Genomic DNA, 18,579 nt, shown 5'->3' on the forward strand with positions numbered 1-18,579 from the left:
CCTCAGCCGATGACGGTGATGGGGACGGTCCAGCACAGCCGCGTGCCGCCGTCCTCCGCCGGACCGAGCTCGAAGCGGCCCCCGAGGGCCTCGGCGCACTCGGCCACATTCTTCAGCCCGCTGCGCCTCGTCGTGGCCCCGAGCCCATGCCCGTCGTCGGCCACGACGAGCTCGAACTCGCCGTCGGCCACCGTCGCCGTGACCCACAGTGAGTCCGCCTGGGCGTGCCGGACCACGTTGGAGACCCCCTCGGTGAGCACGGCCAGCGCCTGGTCGGCCACCGCCGGCGGGACCGCCGTGTCGATCGGCCCGAGCAGCTCCACCCGCGGCGTGGTGGGCAGCTCCCCGGTCACCTCCTGGACCACCCGGACGAGGCGGGCGCTCAGGCTGTCCCCCGACTTGGCGTCGTTGAGCGAGTAGATCGTGTTGCGCAGCGCGGCGATCGTCTCGTCCAGCTCGCCGGTGATCGAGTCGATCTTCTCCGCAGCGCGCACGCCGTCCGGGCCCGGGGTGCAGAACCGCCGCAGCCCCTGCAGGCTCAGGCCCGCCGCGAAGAGCCGCTGGATCACCACGTCGTGGAGATCGCGGGCGATCCGATCGCGATCGGTGAAGACGAGCAGCTCCTCGCGCTGCCGGTGCTGCCGCGCCACCTGCAGCGCGAGCGAGGCGTAGGAGCAGAACACGGGCGCCATCTCGATGTCCACCTGGTCGAAGGCCGGCTCCCCCTCCACCCGCCCGATCAGCACGGCGCCCGCGTCCTGCCCCGGCTGCCCGCAGGGCACCACGAGGGCGTACCGCACCGGCGTGTCGGGGCCGAACACCTCGGGGCCCGTGAGCTCGAGCGTCTCGCCTGTCATCGAGACCCTGGCCGCGAGCGCGATCGCCCCGGCCCGTGCCGTCTCGTCGAAGCACTCCTTGCGGGTGCCCGCGACGGCCCGCCACTCGTGCCCCATCCCGGTGGCCCGGGCGCGCGCAATGGCCACCACCTGCGCCCCGGCGATGGCCACGGTCTGCTCGGCGATGAAGCTGCTGCCCCCGGCGAGGTCCTCGAGGCCGAACAGCTTCCCCGCCACGTCCATGCTCGCCTCGCGCCAGCGCTGCCGCCGGCCGATGTCCGCAAAGAGCCTCGCGTTCTCGATCGCGACGCCGGCCGCGGCGGCGAGCGCCACCACGAGGTCCTCGTCCTCGGCGTTGAAGTCCTCGCCGTCGGCCTTCTCGGTCAGGTAGAGGTTCCCGAACACCTCGTCGCGGACCCGGATCGGGACGCCGAGGAAGGTCCTCATCGGCGGGTGGTTGGGCGGGAACCCGTAGGAGTCGGCGTGGGTGCCGAGATCGTGGAGCCGCAGAGGGCGCGGATCGTGGATGAGCAGCCCGAGGACGCCGTGGCCGGTGGGCCGCGTCCCGATCCGCTGCACGGTCTCCTCGTCCATCCCGACGGTGAGGAAGTGGCTCACTGCGGTTCCCCCAGGACCGAGGACCCCGAGGGCCGCGTACTTGGCCCCGACGAGCTCCCGCGCGGACGTGACCACGCGGTCCAGGACGGCTTCGAGGGTGAGGTCCTCGGCGATGGAGACGACCGCCGCCAGCAGGCCGCGCATCCGTTCCTGGGTCTCGAGCAGCTCGTGGGCCCGTGAGACGAACTGTTGGAGCAGGTCCTCGATCCGGCTCGCAGCGCTTCCAGGCAAGATCGATGCATCATCCATGGAAAGCTTCCACCGCCCCTCCCCCGTCATCAGTATGCACACGAGGGGTCCCCTCCACCACCCTTGTGGCCGCGCATGATTCGAGGCCTCGGGACCAAAGACTCTCGCGCTCCCAGGGGACGCTTCGGCACAATCTCTGAGGAGCGGCATCGTCCGTCCCGCACCGTGACCGATGACCAGGAGAGCCCATGTCACACGCCCGTCAGGCCCTCGTCGTGCATCCGGCCGCGCCGGACATGACCGAGGCGCAGCGAACGGCCCTCAGCGAATGCATCGACGCGGCGCTCGCCTGCACCCAGGCCTGCACGACCGGTGCGGACAGCTGCCTCGAGGAGCCCGGGGTCGCCCATCTGACGCGCGTTATCCGGGCCCAGCTGAACTGCGCGGCGATCTGCTCCGCGTCCGCGCAGATCCTCTCCCGCTTCGGCTCGGACTTCGGGCCCACGCCCGCGTCCGTCCTGCGTGCTCTCGACGACGTGAGCGCGCTGTGCGAGGACGTGTGCCGCGTGTATGCGGGCGCCTACCCGCACTGCCGGGTCACCGCCGACTCCTGCACCCGCGTCCGCGCAGCCGCCGCGGCCATGCTCGCGCTGGACTGAGCCAGCATGAGCGCCCCCGCCCGCCCGGGCACCGAGCTCGTGGTGGCGTTCGACGACGTCGGCATCGCCGACGTCCCGCGGGTGGGCGGGAAGAACGCCTCGCTCGGCGAGCTCACCCGGCACCTCGCCTCGGTGGGCGTGGCCGTTCCCGAGGGCTTCGCCACCACCGCGGACGCCTATCGCCTCTACCTTGACGACGCCGGCATCCGTCCCGCGATGGCCTCTCTGCTGACCGCATTCCGCGCGGGGCAGTCTGGCCTCAGAGCGACCGGCGCAGCCATCCGGGAACTCGTCCTCGCTGCGCCGATCCCCGAGGCGCTCACGACGGCGGTCGCCGCCGCCTACCGCGACCTCGCCGGCCGCGTGGGCCAGGAGCGGCCCGCCGTGGCAGTGCGCAGCAGTGCGACAGCGGAGGACCTGCCCGAGGCCAGCTTCGCGGGCCAGCAGGAGACCTTCCTCAACGTCTCCGGCGAGGACGAGCTGCTCGCCGCCTGCCGGCGGTGCTACGCCTCGCTGTTCACGGACCGCGCGATCACGTACCGCGAGCTGCACGGGATCGACCATCTGGACGTGGCGCTCTCGATCGGGGTGCAGCGCATGGTCCGTTCCGACCTTGCTGGCTCGGGCGTGATGTTCTCCCTCGACACGGAGTCCGGGTTCCCGCGCGTGGTGGAGATCAGCGCGGCGTGGGGGCTGGGCGAGACGGTGGTGCAGGGCACCGTGAACCCGGACTCGTACGAGGTGTTCTCCCCGCTCCTGGCTGATCCGGGCCTGCGGCCGATCATCGGGCGCACCGCGGGCGCCAAGGAGCACAAGCTCGTCTTCGCCCCCGGCGGCTCGGGGACGGTCCTGCTCGAGACCTCGGAGGCGGAGCGCGCCGCGTTCGTGCTCGACGACGCCGAGGTCCTCACGCTCGCGCGCTGGGCAACCGCCGTGGCCGAGCACTACGGCCGGCCGATGGACATGGAGTGGGCCAAGGACGGCCAGACGGGCGAGCTCTTCATGGTCCAGGCCAGGCCGGAGACGGTGCAGGCCAAGCGCAGCGCAGGCGCGCTGACGGTCCACCGGCTCGAGGGGACGGGACCGGTTCTGGCCCGGGGTGCCGCGATCGGGGAGGCCATCGCCGCGGGCGAGGCGTGCGTCATCGCCGACCCCTCCCAGATCGCCAGCTTCCGCGACGGCGCCGTGCTCGTGACGACCATGACCGACCCCGACTGGGTGCCCGTGATGAAACGGGCCTCCGGCATCGTCACCGACCACGGCGGCCCCACGAGCCACGCGGCGATCGTGAGCCGGGAGCTCGGTGTCCCGGCCGTGGTGGGCACGGTCAGCGGCACCTCGGCCATCGCCGACGGCGCGCCGGTCACGCTCTCGTGCGCCCAGGGCGCCGAGGGGCTCGTGCTGGGCGGCAGGATCCCGTTCACGGTGGAAGAGGCCGACGTCGGCGCCCTCCCCGCGACCCGCACGCACGTCATGGTGAACCTCGCCGACCCGTCCGCCGCGTTCCGCTGGTGGCGGCTCCCCGCGGCGGGCGTGGGGCTCGCACGGATGGAGTTCATCATCTCGGGCCTCATCCGCGTCCACCCGATGGCGCTCGTGCACCCCGAGAAGGTCGCCGATGCCGCGGACCAGGAGGAGATCGCGGCGCTCACCCGCGGGTACCGGGACCCGACCGAGTACTTCGTGGACCGTCTCGCGACAGGCATCGCGAAGATCGCGGCGCCGTTCCATCCCGGCCCGGCGATCGTGCGGCTGAGCGACTTCAAGACCAACGAGTACGCGAACCTGCTCGGCGGGGCCGCCTTCGAGGAGGCCGAGGAGAACCCGATGCTCGGCTTCCGCGGCGCCTCCCGCTACCACGACGAGCGCTACCGGGAAGGGTTCGCGCTCGAGTGCCGCGCCCTGAAGAAGGCGCGCGAGGAGCTCGGGTTCGCCAACGTCGTGGTCATGGTCCCGTTCTGCCGGACCCCGGCGGAGGCCGACGCCGTCCTCGCCGCCATGGCGGAGCACGGGCTGGCGAGGGGCGAGAACGGTCTCAAGGTCTACATGATGTGCGAGATCCCCTCCAACGTGGTCCTCGCCGAGAAGTTCGCGGCCCGCTTCGACGGCTTCTCGATCGGCTCCAACGACCTCACGCAGCTCGTCCTCGGCGTAGACCGGGACTCGGCGCGCCTGGCCGCGCAGTTCGACGAGCGGGACGAGGCGGTCACGACGATGATCGCCGAGGCCATCCGCAAGGCGCACGCCGCGGGCATCCCCATCGGGATCTGCGGCCAGGGGCCCAGCAACCACCCGGACTTCGCCGAGTTCCTCGTGGGCGAGGGGATCGATTCGATCTCTCTCAATCCGGACAGCGTGCTGCGCACCGTGCCGATCATCGCAGCGGCCGAGGCCCGCCTCCGGCGGCACGAGTAGACACCGCCCATCACACTCCGGGCTGTGGAGCCAGGGTCATGGGGGCCTTGGGTCCGCCGCCTGGTCAGCGCAGGGACATGACCCCTCAACGCAGGGAGGTGACCCCGCATCACACAGGATGTCCCTGTGCGGTGCGGGGCCACCTCTTCCGGGCGGCAGTCCCAGCTGCTTGAGGCCGCTGCCCGGACGCCAGGCCTCAGCCGCGCGTGACCTGGACCTTGGATGACGGCGGCGCGGGGGGCGTCGTGGGAACCGGCACCCGGACCTCGAGCACGCCGTCCTTGTAGGAAGCCGTGACCGACTCGGCCGTCGCGCCCTCCGGCAGCGGCAGCGTCCGGGAGAACGAGCCGTAGCGGAACTCGCTGCGGTAGGAGCCCTTCGACTTCTCCTCGGACTTCTCCTCGCGGTGCGCGCTGATGTGGAGGGCGCCGTCGGAGACGCTCACGTCGACGTCCTTCTCGGGGTCGATGCCGGGGAGCTCGGCCCGGACCACGAGGGAATCGCCGTCGCGCACCTCCTCGACCTTGATGGCCGCGCCCTGGCCCGCGTCGCCCTCGAAGAGCCTCTCGATGAGCTCGAAGGGCGTGCGACGCGAGTCGAACCATCGGGTCAGTTCAGTCATCTCTGCTCACCTTCCTCCCTCGGCGGGGCTCCTGGCGGTCCCGCCGGAACCAGCCTGCCGCGCAGCCGCCCGGGGAGGAAGGGCCGATGGTCCCCCCTGGGCTAGCCGGTGTTGCGCAGGCCCGCGGCGACGCCGTTGATGGTGATGAGCAGTGCCCGCTGCAGCTTCTCCGCGGTCCCCGGCCCCTCGACGTCGTGCTCCCCCTCCGCGCCCGAGCGGAGCCGGCGCAGCAGCTCGACCTGCAGGTAGCTGATCGGGTCGAGGTACTGGTCCCGGATCTCGAGCGTCCGCTTGAGCGTCGGGGAGGCATCGAGCAGCTCCGACTCGCCGGTGAGCCGGCGCACCTCGGCCACCGTCAGCTCGAACTCGGCGCGGATGGCGTCGAAGAACCGGTGCAGCCCGGGCGGAACGAGGGTCGAGACGTAGTGCGAGGCAATCTCCAGGTCCGTCTTGGCCAGAGTCATCTCGACGTTGGAGATGACCGAGGCGAAGATGGGCCAGCGCGCGAACATCTCGCGCAGCTCGCGGTCCTTGCCCGCCTCCCGCGCCGCCCGCAGCCCGGACCCGACGCCGAACCAGCCGGGGACGATCTGCCGCGACTGGGTCCAGCCGAAGACCCAGGTGATCGCCCGCATCCCCTCCAGCCCGGGGAGCCCGTCGGAGGCCGGCTCGGCCTCGGGCCGCCGCGCCGGGCGGGACCCGATGTTGAGCCGGCCGATCAGCTCCACCGGCGTCGACGCGAGGAAGTAGGCCGGCAGGTCCGGGTCGTCGATGAGGGTCCGGTACCGCGCGAACGCCGCATCCGAGACGAGGTCCATGAGGGCGCTGAAGCGCTCGCGGTCGCGCAGTGCGGTGTGGGGGTCCCGGTGCAGCGCCGTGGCCCGCATGACGGCGGCGAGCGAGAGCTCGAGGTTCTCCCGCGCCAGGCCGGGCAGCGAGTACTTGTCCGAGATGACCTCGCCCTGCTCGGTGAACTTGATCTCGCCCTCGAGGACACCGTTCGGCTGGGCCATGATGGCCTCGTACGTGGGGCCGCCGCCGCGGCCCACCGAGCCGCCGCGGCCGTGGAACAGCCGCAGCCGCACCCCGTGGCGGGCGGCGACGTCGCGCAGGTTCCGCTGGGCCTTATGGATCTCCCACTGGCTCGTGAACACACCGGATTCCATGTTGGAGTCCGAGTACCCGAGCATGACCTCCTGCACGTCCCCGCGCAGCCGCACGAGCTCGCGGTACGCCGGCTCCGACAGCAGCCCGTCCACGATCTCCGCCGCATGCCGCAGCTCCTCGAGCGACTCGAGCAGCGGCGCGAACCCGATGTGCGAGTACGGCTCGTCCCCGAACAGCCGGACGAGCCCGGCCTCGCGGGCCAGCAGCGCGGCCGCCAGGACGTCGTCGGGCCCGCGGGTCACGGACACGATGTACGTCTCGATGACGTCGGGGCCGAGGAGCCGCCGGGCCTGGCGGATCACCCGCATCGTCTCGTAGATCCTGCCCGCGTGCCCTGGGAGGACCACCGGGTGGCCGGAGAGGGGACGCCGCGAGCCGAGCTCGCGGGCCAGGACGCGCTGGCGCTCGGCGCGCGGCAGCTCGAGGAACGGCCTCGGCAGCTCGCCGAGCGGGTCGAGCAGGAGCCCCACGGCCTCGTGGTGGTAGTCGGCGTGCTCGCGGATGTCCAGCGTCGCGAGGTGCAGTCCGAACGAGGCGAGGACGCGGCGGGCGGTGCCCAGCACGCCGTCGGCCGCCAGCGGCGAGTGCAAGCGGAGGGACCGCTCGACGACGTCGAGGTCCGCCGCGAGCTGGGCGGCGTTGATGTAGTCGCGGCCGGCCTCGTGGGCTGCACCGGAGGCCACGCGGCGGCCGGTGTTGAGCAGCTTGGCCTTGATGCAGGTCAGCTTGAGCCGATACGGCTCGTGGGCGTTGAGCTCCAGGACGCGCGGGTCGAGCGCCGGGAGCCGGTCCAGGTCGTGGCGGATCGACTCCTCGAGCTCGGGCACCACCGGCGTGAGGTCGGTCGAGTTCGACAGGGAGCTGATGAGCTCGTCCATGACCCCCACGGCGATCCGCACCGCGGTCTGGTTCTGCAGCCCCAGGATCTCGCGGGTCACCTCCGGGGTGACGTTCGGGTTGCCGTCCCGGTCCCCGCCGATCCAGGAGCCGAACCGCAGCGGCACGCGCCCCGGCTGGAGCGTGACCCCGTGTTCGGCGAGGAGGTCGGTGAGCTGGTCGAGGACCTCCGGCAGCGCCGCGGTGAGGATCTCGCCCAGGTAGTAGACCGCGTTGCGGGCCTCGTCGAGCGGGGCCGGGCTCACGAGGCGGACCTCGTCGGTCTGCCACATCTGGTCGATGATCTCCGCCAGGCGCCGGTCCTGCCGCCGCCTGAGCGCCGAGCCCTCGGCGGCGGGCACCTCGAGGATGCGGTCGATCGCCCGGAGCTTGTCCAGGACCGAGCGGCGCGTGGCCTCGGTGGGGTGGGCCGTGAAGACCGGGCGGACGTCAAGGGAGTCCACCGCCTGCTGGAGGGCCTCCGGGCCGGCCTGCTCGGCGATGTCCCGGACGGCGGCGGCCAGCCACCCGGCGTCGTCCGGCCTCTCCCCCAGCTCCCGCACCCGGTGCAGCTGCTCTGCGGCGTTGGCCAGGTGGAAGTAGAACGCGAAGGCCCGCACGAGCTCGGTCGCCTGCTCGAGCGGCAGGGAGGCGAGCAGCTCGCGGACCTGCGCGGCGACGTCGGCCGCGTTCCACGGGCCGAGCGCCCCCGCCCCGCCGCGCGCGGCCTCCTTCGACTCCTTGGTCAGCAGCCGCACCTCCTCGACCAGGCGCAGGAGCCCCTGGCCGTGCTGGCGCACGAGGGACTCGCCGAGCAGAGTCGAGACGCGCCGGACGTCGGCGCGCAGCTCCGCGGCGGGGGCGGCGTCCTCCGGCGGCGTGGCGGCGGGATCTGGGGCGTCGAAAGACGCGGGCATGGCACTCCAGAGGCTAGGTTTCCAGCGCGAGGATACCCTTGATAGGTGATGAAATCCCCCTTGCCCGTACGCGACGGCGTCAACGCGACCCGCCTGCGCCTGCCGGCCGAGGGACCGTGGGACACCGCGCTGGACTACATGCTGCACCGCTGGGGGCACATCGACCCGGAGGGGATCCTGGCCAGGTTCGACGGCGGCGAGATCGTCGGGATGGACGGCTCGCCCTTGGACCGGGCCACCCCGCTCGAGGAGCACACGTTCATCTGGTACTACCGCACGCTGCCGCCGGAGGAGAGGCTTCCGGTGGAGATCACCGTGCTGCACCGCGACGAGCACGTCCTCGTCGCGGACAAGCCGCACTTCCTCCCCACCACCCCGGGCGGCGCCTACATCCAGGAGTCCGCGCTGGTGCGGCTGCGCAACGCCCTGGACCTGCCCGACCTCATCCCCATGCACCGACTGGACCGCATGACGGCCGGGGTGCTGCTGTTCTCCGTGAACCCGGCCACCCGCGGGAAGTACCAGGTCCTCTTCGAGCGGCGGGCCGTGCAGAAGGAGTACGAGTGCGTCTCCGCGCTGGCCCCCGCCGGGGCCGGGGCCCACGACGCCGGGTGGGCGGCCGAGCGGTTCGCGGCACCCGTCGTCGTGCGCAACCGCATGGAGAAGCGGCGCGACTACCTCCTCGCCTCGGTGGCGGAGGGCGAGCCGAACGCCGAGACCCGCGTGAACCTGGAGCGCGTGGGCGGGCCGGCGGACGCGCCGCGCGCGCTGTTCCGGCTCGAGCCGCACACCGGCAAGACCCACCAGCTGCGCGTCCACATGGCCGGGCTCGGGGCCGGGATCCTGCACGATCCGTTCTACCCGGTGCTGCTGGACCAGGCCCCGGACGACTACGCGCGCCCCCTCCAGCTCCTCGCGCGGGGGATCCGATTCCGCGACCCGCTGACCAGACGGGAGACCGAGTTCCGCAGCCGGCTCTCCCTGCAGGAGTCCCCCGCCTGATCCCACCGCCTGGCCCGCAGCCTCGCCCGTGGAGGCGCACACTGGTGGCATGCAGATCGAGATCGTCGAAGGGGACATCACCACGCGTCGGGTCGACGCGATCGTGAACGCCGCGAACTCCTCGCTGCTCGGCGGAGGGGGCGTGGACGGCGCGATCCACCGGGCCGCGGGCCCCGAGCTCCTCGAGGCCTGCCGCGACCTCCGCCAGACCCGCCTCCCCGGCGGCCTGCAGGTGGGCGACGCCGTGGCGACCCCGGCGTTCCGGCTGCCGGCCTCCTGGGTGATCCACACCGTGGGGCCCAACTGGAACGCGGGCCAGCGGGATCGGGCCCTGCTCGCCTCGTGCTTCGCCCAGAGCCTGGCGGTGGCCCGGAGGCTCGGCGCGGCGTCCATCGCGTTCCCCGCGATCTCGGCGGGGATCTACGGGTGGGACCGGGACGTGGTGGCGACGACGGCGATCGAGACGGTCCGGGCCGCGGACCCCGGGACGGTGGAGCGCGTCGAATTCGTGCTGTTCGGGGCGACGACCGCCGCGGCCTTCGCCGCCGCGCTGCACCGGGCGGGCTGAGACGGCCGCTCGGGACCTGCGGCGTGCGGAACTGCACCACTCACGGCCGGATCCGCCCCAAAAACCGTCGGTTTGGCCCTGAACGATGCAGTTCCTGCCCGGCTACACCGGGATCCAGGCCCCGCGCCGGCGCCGGAGCACCTGGAGCCTGCCCGTCGTCGCCACATCCTCCACCGCGTCCTGCAGGACCAGGGCGGCCCGGCGGGCGGCGGCGACCTCCGCGTCGTCGTTCTCGGCCTCGACGAGGAACCGCAGCGTGATCTGCGGGACCCCGCGGACCACGTCGATCTGGTGGGCCTCGACGTGGTGGAGGGAGCCGAGGGCCTCACGGGCGGCATCCATGACCCGCTCCGGCGGCTGGCCTGGGCGCAGGCCCGTGATCTGGAGGACGGCACGGTAGCTGGGCATGGGGCCACCGTACCGAAGCCCCGAGGGGTGTGCGCGGCGGGAGGTGTGCGGAACACTGGACGCGTGAGGTCCCGCATGTTCCCCGGCCACCGGCGAGCGGCGGGGGCGCGCCCGGCGTCGGCGCCGCGGTGAGCCCCTGGACTGCGCTGCTCACGGGCCTCGTGCCGGTCGTGGCCGCGGATGTGTTCTTCCCCCTCATCCCCGCCGAGGTGGCGGTCGCGACGGCCGGCTCGCTCGCCGCGGAGGGCCACGTGGACTTCACCGCCGTGGTGGTCCTCTCGGCGCTCGGCTCCTGGGTGGGCGACGTGGCGATGTACCTCCTCTTCAGGCACAGCCTGAGCCCGTTCGTGGACCGGTGGCGCTGGGGCCGGCGGCTGCATGCGGGCACCCACGAGGCCCTGGACCAGCTGGGCCGCCTCGGCGCCCTCGTGGCGATCGTCGGCACCCGGTTCCTCCCGGGCGGCCGGCTCGCCTCGTCGGCAGCGGCCGGGATGTCGCAGATCCCCTCCCGCGGGTTCCTCGTGGGGGACGCTCTCGGCGGCCTCCTCTGGTCGGTGTGGATGGCGGGCATCGGGTTCGTGGCGAACACGGCGACGGACCTGCCGTTCTGGGCCTCCGCCCTCGTCAGCGCGGGCGCGAGCTTCCTCCTGGCCTCCGCCCTCGCGGCCATCCTCGCGCGGCGCCGGCGACGGCGCGGAGCGGCCGGCGCGGCGGTCAGCCGAACAGGTCGGCGGCCTTCATGAGCGTGGTCGCGACCCCGTAGAGGAGCGGCAGGCCCACGAGGATCCAGCCGAGGGCAAGGCGTGCGGTCTTCATGTCAGCTCTCCTTCGCTGCGCCCGCGGTGGCGGGCTCGGGCTCGTGGAATGTCGTGTCGACGGGCTTGATGAGCAGGTTCGCCACGAACCCGACCACGAGCAGGCCCACCATGATCAGCAGCGCAGGCTGGTAGGCCGCCGCGGTGAGCTTGCCTGGCGTGCCCTGCGCGTCGAGGACCCCGTTGACGACCAGCGGGCCCACCACGCCGGCTGCGGACCACGCCGTGAGGAGCCGGCCGTGGATGGCGCCCACCTCGAGGGTCCCGAAGAGGTCCCGCAGGTACGCGGGCGCCGTGGAGAAGCCGCCGCCGTAGAACGAGATGATGACGAACGCGAAGAGCACGAACAGGGCCGTGGAGGTGTGCCCGGCGAAGGCCAGCAGGACGTACAGGACCGCCCCGACGCCGAGGTAGCCCATGTACATGCGCTTGCGGCCGATCTTGTCCGAGGTCGCCGACCAGGCGAAGCGGCCGGCCATGTTGCCGATCGAGAGCAGCCCCACGAACCCGCCGGCCACCGACGCCGCCACGAGGGACTTGCCGCCGGGCTGCCGGAAGAAGTCCTGGATCATCGGCGCGGCCTGCTCGAGGATCCCGATCCCGGCCGTGACGTTGCAGAACAGTGCGACCCACAGCAGCCAGAACTGCGGGGTCCGGATGGCCCTCGCAGCCCGAACCTGGCCGGTGGTGATGAGGGCGTGGGAGCGGACCGAGGCGGGGTCGAAGCCCGCCGGCGACCACCGGGGCGGCGGGACCTTGATGGTGAAGGCGCCGAAGAGCATGTAGGCGAAGTAGACCACGGCGAGGGTGAGGAAGAGCTTGCCCACGGCGTCGCCGCTCGCCACGGCGCCGGGCGCCGCGGACGCCGGGTCGTAGGCGTTCAGGAGCGCGGTGGAGAGCGGGCTGGCGATGAGCGCGCCGCCGCCGAATCCCATGATCGCCAGGCCTGTTGCGAGGCCCGGGCGGTCCGGGAACCACTTGATGAGGGTGGACACGGGCGAGATGTAGCCGATCCCGAGCCCGACCCCTCCGATCGCCCCGTACCCGAGGTACACGAGCCACAGCTGTCGGGTGAAGATCCCGGCGGCCCCCACGAGGAAGCCGCCGGCCCAGAACACGGCCGCCACGACCATGGCCTTGCGGGGCCCGTTGCGGTCCACCCAGGTGCCCATGACCGCCGCGGAGAGGCCGAGCATCACGATCGCGACCGAGAAGATCACGCCGATCTCCGTCAGGCCCACCCCGAAGTGCTTCACGAGCGCTGTCTTGTACACGCTCGTGGCGTACGCCTGGCCGATGCACAGGTGCACCGCGAGCGCCGCGGGAGGGATGAGCCACCGGTTGAATCCTGGTCGGGCAACGCTGTGCTCGCGGTCGAGCCACGCCATCGGGTCCTCCTGTCCGCGGCCGGGCCGAGCCCCGACCGTTCCCCGCACGCGCTATTCCTCCGCGAGTGGCTTTCGTCACTTTTGCGCCGAACGGTACCTTCCGTGCGCTGAACGGCGCCCCGCGCCGCGGCGTCGGGCGTCGATATCCTTGAACGGTGACCCTGACCGATTCCCTGCTCGGCTTCGCCGCGATCGCCGCCCTCATCACCGTCATCCCCGGGACGGACACGGCGCTCGTGCTGCGCTACACGCTCAGCCAGGGCCGTCGGCACGCGTATACCGCCGCCTTGGGCATGATCACGGGCGCGTTCGTGTGGGGCGCGGCGGCGGCCACGGGCGTCTCGGCGCTGCTCGCGGTCTCGGAGGTCGCGTACGACGTGCTGCGGATCGCCGGGGCGGCGTACATGGTCTGGCTCGGCATCGGCCTGTGGCGGGCCTCGCTCACCCGGCGCGACGGCGACCTGCCGCCGGGCGCACTGCCGCACCACAGCCTCGAGCCTCTGCGGAAGGCGTGGGCGAAGGGGCTCGTCTCCAACCTGCTCAACCCCAAGTACGGCATGTTCTGCGTCGCTGTCATCCCCCAGTTCCTCGTCCCCGGGGTCCCGCCGGTGGCGATGGGCCTGCTGCTCTCGGTCGTGGCGAACGCCGAGGCGCTCGTGTGGTTCCTCGCGATCGTCGCGGCGGCGCAGTTCTTCGGGCGCTGGCTCAACGGGGCCACGTTCCGGAAGTGGATCGACCGGGTGACCGGGACGGTGCTGGGCGCGTTCGGGGTCATGGCGGTCCTGGAGCTGCGCCGCGCCTGAGCGGGAATACGCGGCCGCCCCGTGGCATTGTCGAGGGCATGACTGACTCCCCCGCCGACGCCCAGCTGGCCCGCTGGCAGCGCTTCCGCGACAGCCGCAACCGCGCCCTCGCTGCGGAGCACGGCTGGCTCACCCTCACCTCGTTCCAGTGGCTCGAGCCGACGCCGTCCCCCGTCGAGGTGGTGCCCGGGCTGTGGTCCGTCGCCACCGAGGGCGGGCGCACGACGGCGGTGCTCACCGCCCGCGCCGGCGAGGGCCTGGTCTTCGCGGACTCGGGCGACCCTGTGGACGGCACGTACACCGCGGAGCTCGCGGACGAGGAGTCGCTCGACTGGGTGGTGTACGGGACGGTCCTGGTCGAGCTGGCCGTGCGCGGGAACAGGTACGCGATCCGCACGCGGGACTCCGCATCCCCGACCCTGACGGGCTTCACCGGGGTGCCCGTCTTCGACTACGCGCCCGAGTGGGTCGTCGACGCGCGCTGGGAGCCGTACCCCGAGCCGCGCGATGTGCCGATCTCCACGGCGAACCCGCTCGTGGACGGAGTGCACCGCTCCGCCGGCGAGGTGGTGTTCCGCCGGCACGGCCACGAGTACCGCCTCCAGGCCGAACAGGGCAGGCTCGGCGAGCTGACCATCACGTTCCACGACGAGACCAACGGCCGGACCACCGACGACTGGCGCAAGGTCGAGGCGCCCCGGCCCCGCCCCGACGGGTCCGTGGTGCTCGACTTCAACCGGGCGATCAACTATCCGAGCGCGTTCACCGCCTACGGCACCTGCCCCATGCCGGTGCGCGGGAACTCGCTCGACCTCGCCGTCGAGGCCGGGGAGAAGACGCCCGACGCCGCCTGAGCCACGGGGCGCGGCGGTCAGGCGATGGCCGAGACCCCCGTGATGTCCCGGCCCGCGATGAGGGCGTTGACCTCATAGGTGCCCTCGTACGTGAAGATGGCCTCAGCGTCGGCGAAGACCTTGGCCATCGCGTAGTCGGCGAGGATGCCGTTGCCGCCCAGGATGCCGCGCCCGAGCGCCACGGTCTCGCGCATCCGGGCGGTCGCCCATGCCTTGGCGAGTGCCACGCGGGCCATGGTGGCCCGGCCCTCGGTCTGGAGCGCGGATAGCTCGGCGAGCATCGCCATCGACGCGGTCGCGTTGCCGAGCATCGTCACGAGCTGGCCCTGGACCATCTGGAACCTTGCGAGCGGGCGCCCGAACTGCTCCCGCTCGAGCGCGTACGCGCGGGCCACGTCGAACGCCGCGAGCTGCTGCCCCACGGCCTGCCAGGCGACGAGCAGGCGCGAGCCGAGGAGCATGGTGCGGGCGTCGTCGAATGAGGAGACCCGCGCGAAGCGGTCGGCCTCGGGCACCCGCACGCCCTCGAAGACGAGGTCGGCGTTCTGCACGGTCCGCAGGGCGGTCTTGTGCTCTATCCGGGTGCGGGTCAGCCCCGGTGCGGTGCCGGGCACGATGAAGGCCCGCACGGCCCCCGCCGAGGCGCCCCCGGCCTCGCGGGCCCAGACGAGGAGGTGGTCGGCGAAGGTGCCGTTGCCGATCCAGCGCTTCGCTCCGTCGAGAACCCAGGAGTTCCCGTCGCGGCGGGCCGAGAGCGTCAGGCCGCCGGCGACGTCGGACCCGTGCCCCGGCTCGGTCAGCGCGAACGCCCCCGTGGTGCGCAGCGAGACGGCGTCGTCGAGGTAGCGGGCGCGCTGCTCAGCCGTCCCGAACTCGTACAGGCCCTCGACGAAGAGGTCGTGGTGGACCATGAAGAAGGTCGCCATCGAGGTATCGGCCCGGGTCAGCTCGGCGATGACCAGCCCCGTGAACAGCCGCGAGTGGCCGTGGCGGTGCGGGGTGGAGAGCCCCAGTGCGGCGAGCCGGGGCAGGACGTGGTGCGGGAACTCCTCGCGCTCCCACCAGCCCACGGCATGCGGGGCGATCTCGGCGACGAGGAACTCGCGCAGCTCGGCGAGCTTGGCCCGCTCGCGGGGCTCGAGGCGCCGCTCGAGGTCGTAGTAGTCCGCGCCGGGAAGTTCCGCGGCACGCGGGCCGCCGGCGGCGAGGGCTGTCACTTGGGGGCCATCCGGATGGCCCCGTCGAGGCGGATGGTCTCCCCGTTGAGCATCGCGTTGTCCACGATGTGCGCCACGAGGTTGGCATACTCCGCGGGCCGGCCGAGGCGGGCCGGGTGCGGGACCTGGGCGCCGAGCGAGTCCTGCGCCTCGCGGGACAGCCCGGCCATCATGGGCGTCTCGAAGATGCCCGGCGCGATGGTGACGACCCGGATGAGCGAGCGGGCGAGCTCCCGGGCGATCGGGAGGGTCATCGCGTGGACTCCGCCCTTGGACGCGGAGTAGGCGGGCTGTCCGATCTGCCCGTCGAACGCGGCGACGGAGGCCGTGTTGACGATGATGCCGCGCTCCGGGCCGCCGAGATCGGTCGAGACGGGCTCCGTCGCGGCGATCGCCTCGGCCGCGAGCCGGATCACGTTGAAGGTGCCGAGGAGGTTCACGCGGATCACCCGCTCGAACTGCTCCAGCGGCAGCACGCCCTCGCGGCCGAGGACCTTCCCAGGGGTCGCGACGCCCGCGCAGTTGACCACGACGCGCAGCGGGGCGAGCTCGCCCGCGCGCACGACGGCGGCCCGCACCTGGGCCTCGTCCGTCACGTCCGCGGGGGCGAAGGCGGCCCGGTCCCCGAGTTCATCGGCGAGGGCCTCGCCGGCGCTGCCGGGCAGGTCGACGAGCAGCACCGCCGCCCCGTCTGCGTGCAGCCGCCGGGCCGTCGCGGCGCCCAGTCCGGATGCCCCTCCCGTGATGAGCGCTGCCGTCCCCTGAAGCTCCATGGCCCCTCCCAGTTAATGGTCACTAACCGGAAGTATCGTAGCGCACGGCTGTGAGCCCGGTCACGGCGCGGCCGCGCCGCTAGGGTGGGCGCATGGACCCGACCACCTGGGCGGAGCGCGCCCACGCCGCTGCGGACAGCGTCAACTCCGGCTTCGGCCACCGCCTCCTGGGCGCGGTCCCCGGAACCTGGATCGCCTCGGTGGCCAGGCCCGCCCAGCGGGTCCGGACCCCGTGGGCCCCGTGGCACTACTGGTGGCAGGCCCACTATCTCGACTGCCTCGTGGACGCGGCGCAGCGCCAGCTGACGGCGGCCACCGGGCCGGCGTCGGCACCGCGGGAGCTCACCCTCGCGTGGGACCTCCTGGCCGGCATCCGCGTCCGCAACGGCTTCCGGTACCGGAACTGGTTCTACGACGACATGGCCTGGCTCGCGCTCGCCGCGGACCGGCTCGGCCGCCTGCAGGGCCGGTCCGGCGCGGCGGGCGGCGTCCCCGCTGCGAGCGGGGCTGCCGTGCGGGAGCTCGGCCGGGAGCTCGTCTCGGCGGACACCGACGACCTCGGCGGCGGGCTCTTCTGGAACACGCGCCGGCGGTACAAGAACACCGCCTCCACGGGCCCGGGCGCCCTGTTCTTCGCCCGCACGGGCGACCCCGCCCGCGCCCAGCGTCTCGTCGACTGGCTCAACGAGGGGCTCCTCGACCCCGAGCAGGGCCTGTACCTCGACGGCCTCAACCTGACCCCGGACGGGGCGGCCGAGCTCGTCCGGGACGTCTGGACCTACAACCAGGGCCCGATCCTCGGCGCACTGCTCGCGCTGGGCGGCGCGGACAACCTCGCCCGGGCGGCGGCCCTGACGCACGCCGTGGCCGAGCGGCTCACGGTCGAGGCGGCGCACGACGGCGGCCACCGCCGCGCGCTGCGGGCGGACGGCGGCGGGGACGGCGGCCTGTTCATGGGGATCCTCGCGCGCTACCTCGCTGACGCGGCGCGCGACCCGCGCCTTCCGCTCGCGGCGCGGAGCACCGCGGGGCGGCTGGTCACGGCCACCGCCGAGGCGCTGTGGGCGGGGGCCGAGCTGCGCACGGAGCCCGGGAGTGGCCGGCGGGGCGGCACCTGGTGGACCTTCCCGCAGAGGCCGGGCGAGGCGGCGTCGGACGCGTATCCCCCCGGACGCCGGGTCGAGCTGTCCACCCAGCTGCAGGCCTGGATGGTCTGCGAGGCGGCGCATCGGCTCACCGAGGGGATTAGCGAAGCCCAAGGTTGCGTAATTGACGTGAGATGCGTCACATTATGGGAAGAATGGGCGGCATCTTAGGTGTGGCTAACCTACAGTCGATCGTGACGTCACCCGACGACGCCAGCCGGCGGCGCCGTCGCCCACCATCCCTGTGACCCCACGAAAGGGAAGCTTTCGATGAAGCTCCGACCCCGCGCCCTCGCTGGCATCGCCCTGGTCGCCGCCACCTCGCTCGGCCTCGCCGCCTGCGGATCCTCGGCTCCCGGCACCGCCTCCGGCGACAAGGGCACCATCACGGTCTACAACGCCCAGCACGAGTCCCTCACGAAGGAGTGGATCGACGAGTTCACGGCGGAGACCGGCATCAAGGTCAACTACCGCCAGGGCGACGACACCGAGATGTCGAACCAGATCATCCAGGAGGGCCCCGCCTCCCCCGCGGACGTCTTCCTCACCGAGAACTCCCCCGCCATGACCCAGGTCGAGAACGCGGGCCTCTTCGCCGACATCGACCCGGCCACCGCCGCCCAGGTGCCCGCCGAGTACCGCCCGTCCACCAACAAGTGGGTCGGCATCGCCGCGCGCTCCACCGTGTTCGCCTACAACAAGTCGAAGGTGTCCCAGGACAAGCTGCCCAAGTCCCTCATGGACCTCGAGGGCCCCCAGTGGAAGGGCCGCTGGGCCGCCTCGCCCTCCGGCGCCGACTTCCAGGCGATCGTCTCCGCGATGCTGCAGCTCAAGGGCGAGGACGCCACCAAGGCCTGGCTCCAGGCGCTCAAGGACGGCGCCAAGTCCTACAAGGGCAACTCGACGGCCATGAAGGCCGTCAACAGCGGCGAGGTGGACGGCGCGGTCATCTACCACTACTACTGGTTCGGCGACCAGGCCAAGACGGGCGAGAACTCCAACAACGTGGGCCTCGAGTACTTCAAGAACCAGGACCCCGGCGCCTTCGTCTCCATCTCGGGCGGCGGCGTGCTCAAGTCCTCGAAGAACCAGGCCGCCGCGCAGGAGTTCCTGAAGTTCATCACCGGCAAGAAGGGCCAGGAGGTCCTGCAGAAGGGCTCCTCCTACGAATACGCCGTGGGCTCCGGCGTCCCGTCCAATGCCAAGCTCGTCCCGCTCGAGCAGCTCCAGGCGCCCAAGATCGACCCGGCCAAGCTCAACTCGCAGAAGGTGAACGAGCTCATGACCGCAACAGGACTCCTCTAGAC

The 18,579-nt window shown here is 72.5% G+C and carries 17 protein-coding genes; 9 read left to right on the forward strand and 8 right to left on the reverse strand.

What is annotated here, in order from left to right; translation table 11 throughout:
* Positions 1-2 precede the first annotated feature (2 nt).
* A complete protein-coding gene (locus ACYVKZ_RS06910; RefSeq protein WP_460991329.1) occupies positions 3-1,703 on the reverse strand; it encodes a GAF domain-containing sensor histidine kinase in 1,701 nt (566 codons plus the stop codon).
* Between the two features lie 188 nt (positions 1,704-1,891).
* On the opposite strand from ACYVKZ_RS06910, the gene ACYVKZ_RS06915 reads away from it, so the two are divergent.
* Together ACYVKZ_RS06915 and ppsA are read left to right on the forward strand one after the other, a co-directional pair.
* Positions 1,892-2,302 carry a four-helix bundle copper-binding protein gene (locus tag ACYVKZ_RS06915; protein ID WP_307007286.1) on the forward strand — a complete coding sequence of 137 codons (411 nt, stop codon included), beginning with the start codon at positions 1,892-1,894 and terminating at the stop codon, positions 2,300-2,302.
* Between the two features lie 6 nt (positions 2,303-2,308).
* Complete coding sequence (gene ppsA, locus ACYVKZ_RS06920; RefSeq protein ID WP_460991332.1) at positions 2,309-4,717, forward strand: phosphoenolpyruvate synthase; 2,409 nt, start codon at positions 2,309-2,311, stop codon at positions 4,715-4,717.
* 196 nt (positions 4,718-4,913) lie between these two features.
* On the opposite strand, the gene ACYVKZ_RS06925 is transcribed toward ppsA, so the two are convergent.
* Positions 4,914-5,339 (reverse strand): Hsp20/alpha crystallin family protein, encoded by a 426-nt coding sequence (locus tag ACYVKZ_RS06925; protein ID WP_460991333.1) that lies wholly within the window; start codon positions 5,337-5,339, stop codon positions 4,914-4,916.
* Positions 5,340-5,440: 101 nt separating this feature from the next.
* Positions 5,441-8,299: a phosphoenolpyruvate carboxylase gene (gene ppc / locus ACYVKZ_RS06930; protein ID WP_460991334.1), complete on the reverse strand. Its 2,859-nt coding sequence runs from the start codon at positions 8,297-8,299 to the stop codon at positions 5,441-5,443.
* Between the two features lie 48 nt (positions 8,300-8,347).
* Between ppc and ACYVKZ_RS06935 the strand changes: the two genes are divergently transcribed.
* Positions 8,348-9,301, forward strand: coding sequence for a pseudouridine synthase (locus tag ACYVKZ_RS06935; RefSeq protein WP_460991336.1), 954 nt, complete (start codon positions 8,348-8,350; stop codon positions 9,299-9,301).
* A 49-nt stretch (positions 9,302-9,350) separates the two neighbouring features.
* Positions 9,351-9,869 carry an O-acetyl-ADP-ribose deacetylase gene (locus ACYVKZ_RS06940; protein WP_460991338.1) on the forward strand — a complete coding sequence of 173 codons (519 nt, stop codon included), beginning with the start codon at positions 9,351-9,353 and terminating at the stop codon, positions 9,867-9,869.
* 102 nt (positions 9,870-9,971) lie between these two features.
* Here ACYVKZ_RS06940 and ACYVKZ_RS06945 read toward each other — a convergent pair whose 3' ends face one another.
* Positions 9,972-10,277 (reverse strand): hypothetical protein, encoded by a 306-nt coding sequence (locus ACYVKZ_RS06945; protein ID WP_307007280.1) that lies wholly within the window; start codon positions 10,275-10,277, stop codon positions 9,972-9,974.
* Positions 10,278-10,405: 128 nt separating this feature from the next.
* Here ACYVKZ_RS06945 and ACYVKZ_RS06950 point away from each other — a divergent pair, with 128 nt between their 5' ends.
* Positions 10,406-11,020, forward strand: coding sequence for a DedA family protein (locus tag ACYVKZ_RS06950; protein ID WP_460991340.1), 615 nt, complete (start codon positions 10,406-10,408; stop codon positions 11,018-11,020).
* Here the strand turns inward: ACYVKZ_RS06950 and ACYVKZ_RS06955 are convergent.
* Entirely contained in the window at positions 10,992-11,093 is a 102-nt protein-coding gene (locus tag ACYVKZ_RS06955; RefSeq protein WP_442758771.1) for an MFS transporter small subunit, read from the reverse strand. The two genes, ACYVKZ_RS06950 and ACYVKZ_RS06955, sit on opposite strands and share 29 nt — an antisense overlap.
* A gap of 1 nt (position 11,094) precedes the next feature.
* A complete protein-coding gene (locus ACYVKZ_RS06960) occupies positions 11,095-12,480 on the reverse strand; it encodes an OFA family MFS transporter (RefSeq protein ID WP_460991341.1) in 1,386 nt (461 codons plus the stop codon).
* A gap of 155 nt (positions 12,481-12,635) precedes the next feature.
* Between ACYVKZ_RS06960 and ACYVKZ_RS06965 the strand changes: the two genes are divergently transcribed.
* Together ACYVKZ_RS06965 and ACYVKZ_RS06970 are read left to right on the forward strand one after the other, a co-directional pair.
* Complete coding sequence (locus ACYVKZ_RS06965) at positions 12,636-13,283, forward strand: LysE family translocator (RefSeq protein WP_460991342.1); 648 nt, start codon at positions 12,636-12,638, stop codon at positions 13,281-13,283.
* Positions 13,284-13,321: 38 nt separating this feature from the next.
* Positions 13,322-14,137 (forward strand): DUF1684 domain-containing protein, encoded by an 816-nt coding sequence (locus ACYVKZ_RS06970; protein WP_460991343.1) that lies wholly within the window; start codon positions 13,322-13,324, stop codon positions 14,135-14,137.
* A gap of 17 nt (positions 14,138-14,154) precedes the next feature.
* Here the strand turns inward: ACYVKZ_RS06970 and ACYVKZ_RS06975 are convergent, their stop codons facing one another.
* The gene (locus ACYVKZ_RS06975) at positions 14,155-15,354 is read right to left on the reverse strand and encodes an acyl-CoA dehydrogenase family protein (RefSeq protein ID WP_460991344.1); all 1,200 of its coding nucleotides are present in this window, start codon (positions 15,352-15,354) and stop codon (positions 14,155-14,157) included.
* Positions 15,351-16,127, reverse strand: coding sequence for an SDR family NAD(P)-dependent oxidoreductase (locus ACYVKZ_RS06980; RefSeq protein ID WP_460991345.1), 777 nt, complete (start codon positions 16,125-16,127; stop codon positions 15,351-15,353). The genes ACYVKZ_RS06975 and ACYVKZ_RS06980 overlap by 4 nt, the downstream gene beginning before the upstream one ends.
* Before the next feature lie 92 nt (positions 16,128-16,219).
* Here ACYVKZ_RS06980 and ACYVKZ_RS06985 point away from each other — a divergent pair, with 92 nt between their 5' ends.
* Both ACYVKZ_RS06985 and ACYVKZ_RS06990 read left to right on the forward strand, forming a co-directional pair.
* Entirely contained in the window at positions 16,220-17,443 is a 1,224-nt protein-coding gene (locus ACYVKZ_RS06985; protein ID WP_460991346.1) for a glycoside hydrolase family 76 protein, read from the forward strand.
* A gap of 99 nt (positions 17,444-17,542) precedes the next feature.
* The gene (locus ACYVKZ_RS06990) at positions 17,543-18,577 is read left to right on the forward strand and encodes an iron ABC transporter substrate-binding protein (protein WP_460991347.1); all 1,035 of its coding nucleotides are present in this window, start codon (positions 17,543-17,545) and stop codon (positions 18,575-18,577) included.
* The last annotated feature ends 2 nt before the right edge of the window (positions 18,578-18,579 follow it).

It is taken from the genome of Sinomonas soli (genome assembly GCF_054782415.1).

Coding starts and splice junctions, on each gene's coding strand:
- ACYVKZ_RS06945 (WP_307007280.1), bottom strand. CDS start 10,277: ATGCCCAGCTACCGTGCCGTCCTCCAGATCACGGGCCTGCGCCCAGGC.
- ACYVKZ_RS06955 (WP_442758771.1), bottom strand. CDS start 11,093: ATGAAGACCGCACGCCTTGCCCTCGGCTGGATCCTCGTGGGCCTGCCG.
- ACYVKZ_RS06940 (WP_460991338.1), top strand. CDS start 9,351: ATGCAGATCGAGATCGTCGAAGGGGACATCACCACGCGTCGGGTCGAC.
- ACYVKZ_RS06985 (WP_460991346.1), top strand. CDS start 16,220: ATGGACCCGACCACCTGGGCGGAGCGCGCCCACGCCGCTGCGGACAGC.
- ppc (WP_460991334.1), bottom strand. CDS start 8,299: ATGCCCGCGTCTTTCGACGCCCCAGATCCCGCCGCCACGCCGCCGGAG.
- ACYVKZ_RS06990 (WP_460991347.1), top strand. CDS start 17,543: ATGAAGCTCCGACCCCGCGCCCTCGCTGGCATCGCCCTGGTCGCCGCC.
- ACYVKZ_RS06925 (WP_460991333.1), bottom strand. CDS start 5,339: ATGACTGAACTGACCCGATGGTTCGACTCGCGTCGCACGCCCTTCGAG.
- ppsA (WP_460991332.1), top strand. CDS start 2,309: ATGAGCGCCCCCGCCCGCCCGGGCACCGAGCTCGTGGTGGCGTTCGAC.
- ACYVKZ_RS06910 (WP_460991329.1), bottom strand. CDS start 1,703: ATGGATGATGCATCGATCTTGCCTGGAAGCGCTGCGAGCCGGATCGAG.
- ACYVKZ_RS06970 (WP_460991343.1), top strand. CDS start 13,322: ATGACTGACTCCCCCGCCGACGCCCAGCTGGCCCGCTGGCAGCGCTTC.
- ACYVKZ_RS06915 (WP_307007286.1), top strand. CDS start 1,892: ATGTCACACGCCCGTCAGGCCCTCGTCGTGCATCCGGCCGCGCCGGAC.
- ACYVKZ_RS06935 (WP_460991336.1), top strand. CDS start 8,348: ATGAAATCCCCCTTGCCCGTACGCGACGGCGTCAACGCGACCCGCCTG.
- ACYVKZ_RS06980 (WP_460991345.1), bottom strand. CDS start 16,127: ATGGAGCTTCAGGGGACGGCAGCGCTCATCACGGGAGGGGCATCCGGA.
- ACYVKZ_RS06960 (WP_460991341.1), bottom strand. CDS start 12,480: ATGGCGTGGCTCGACCGCGAGCACAGCGTTGCCCGACCAGGATTCAAC.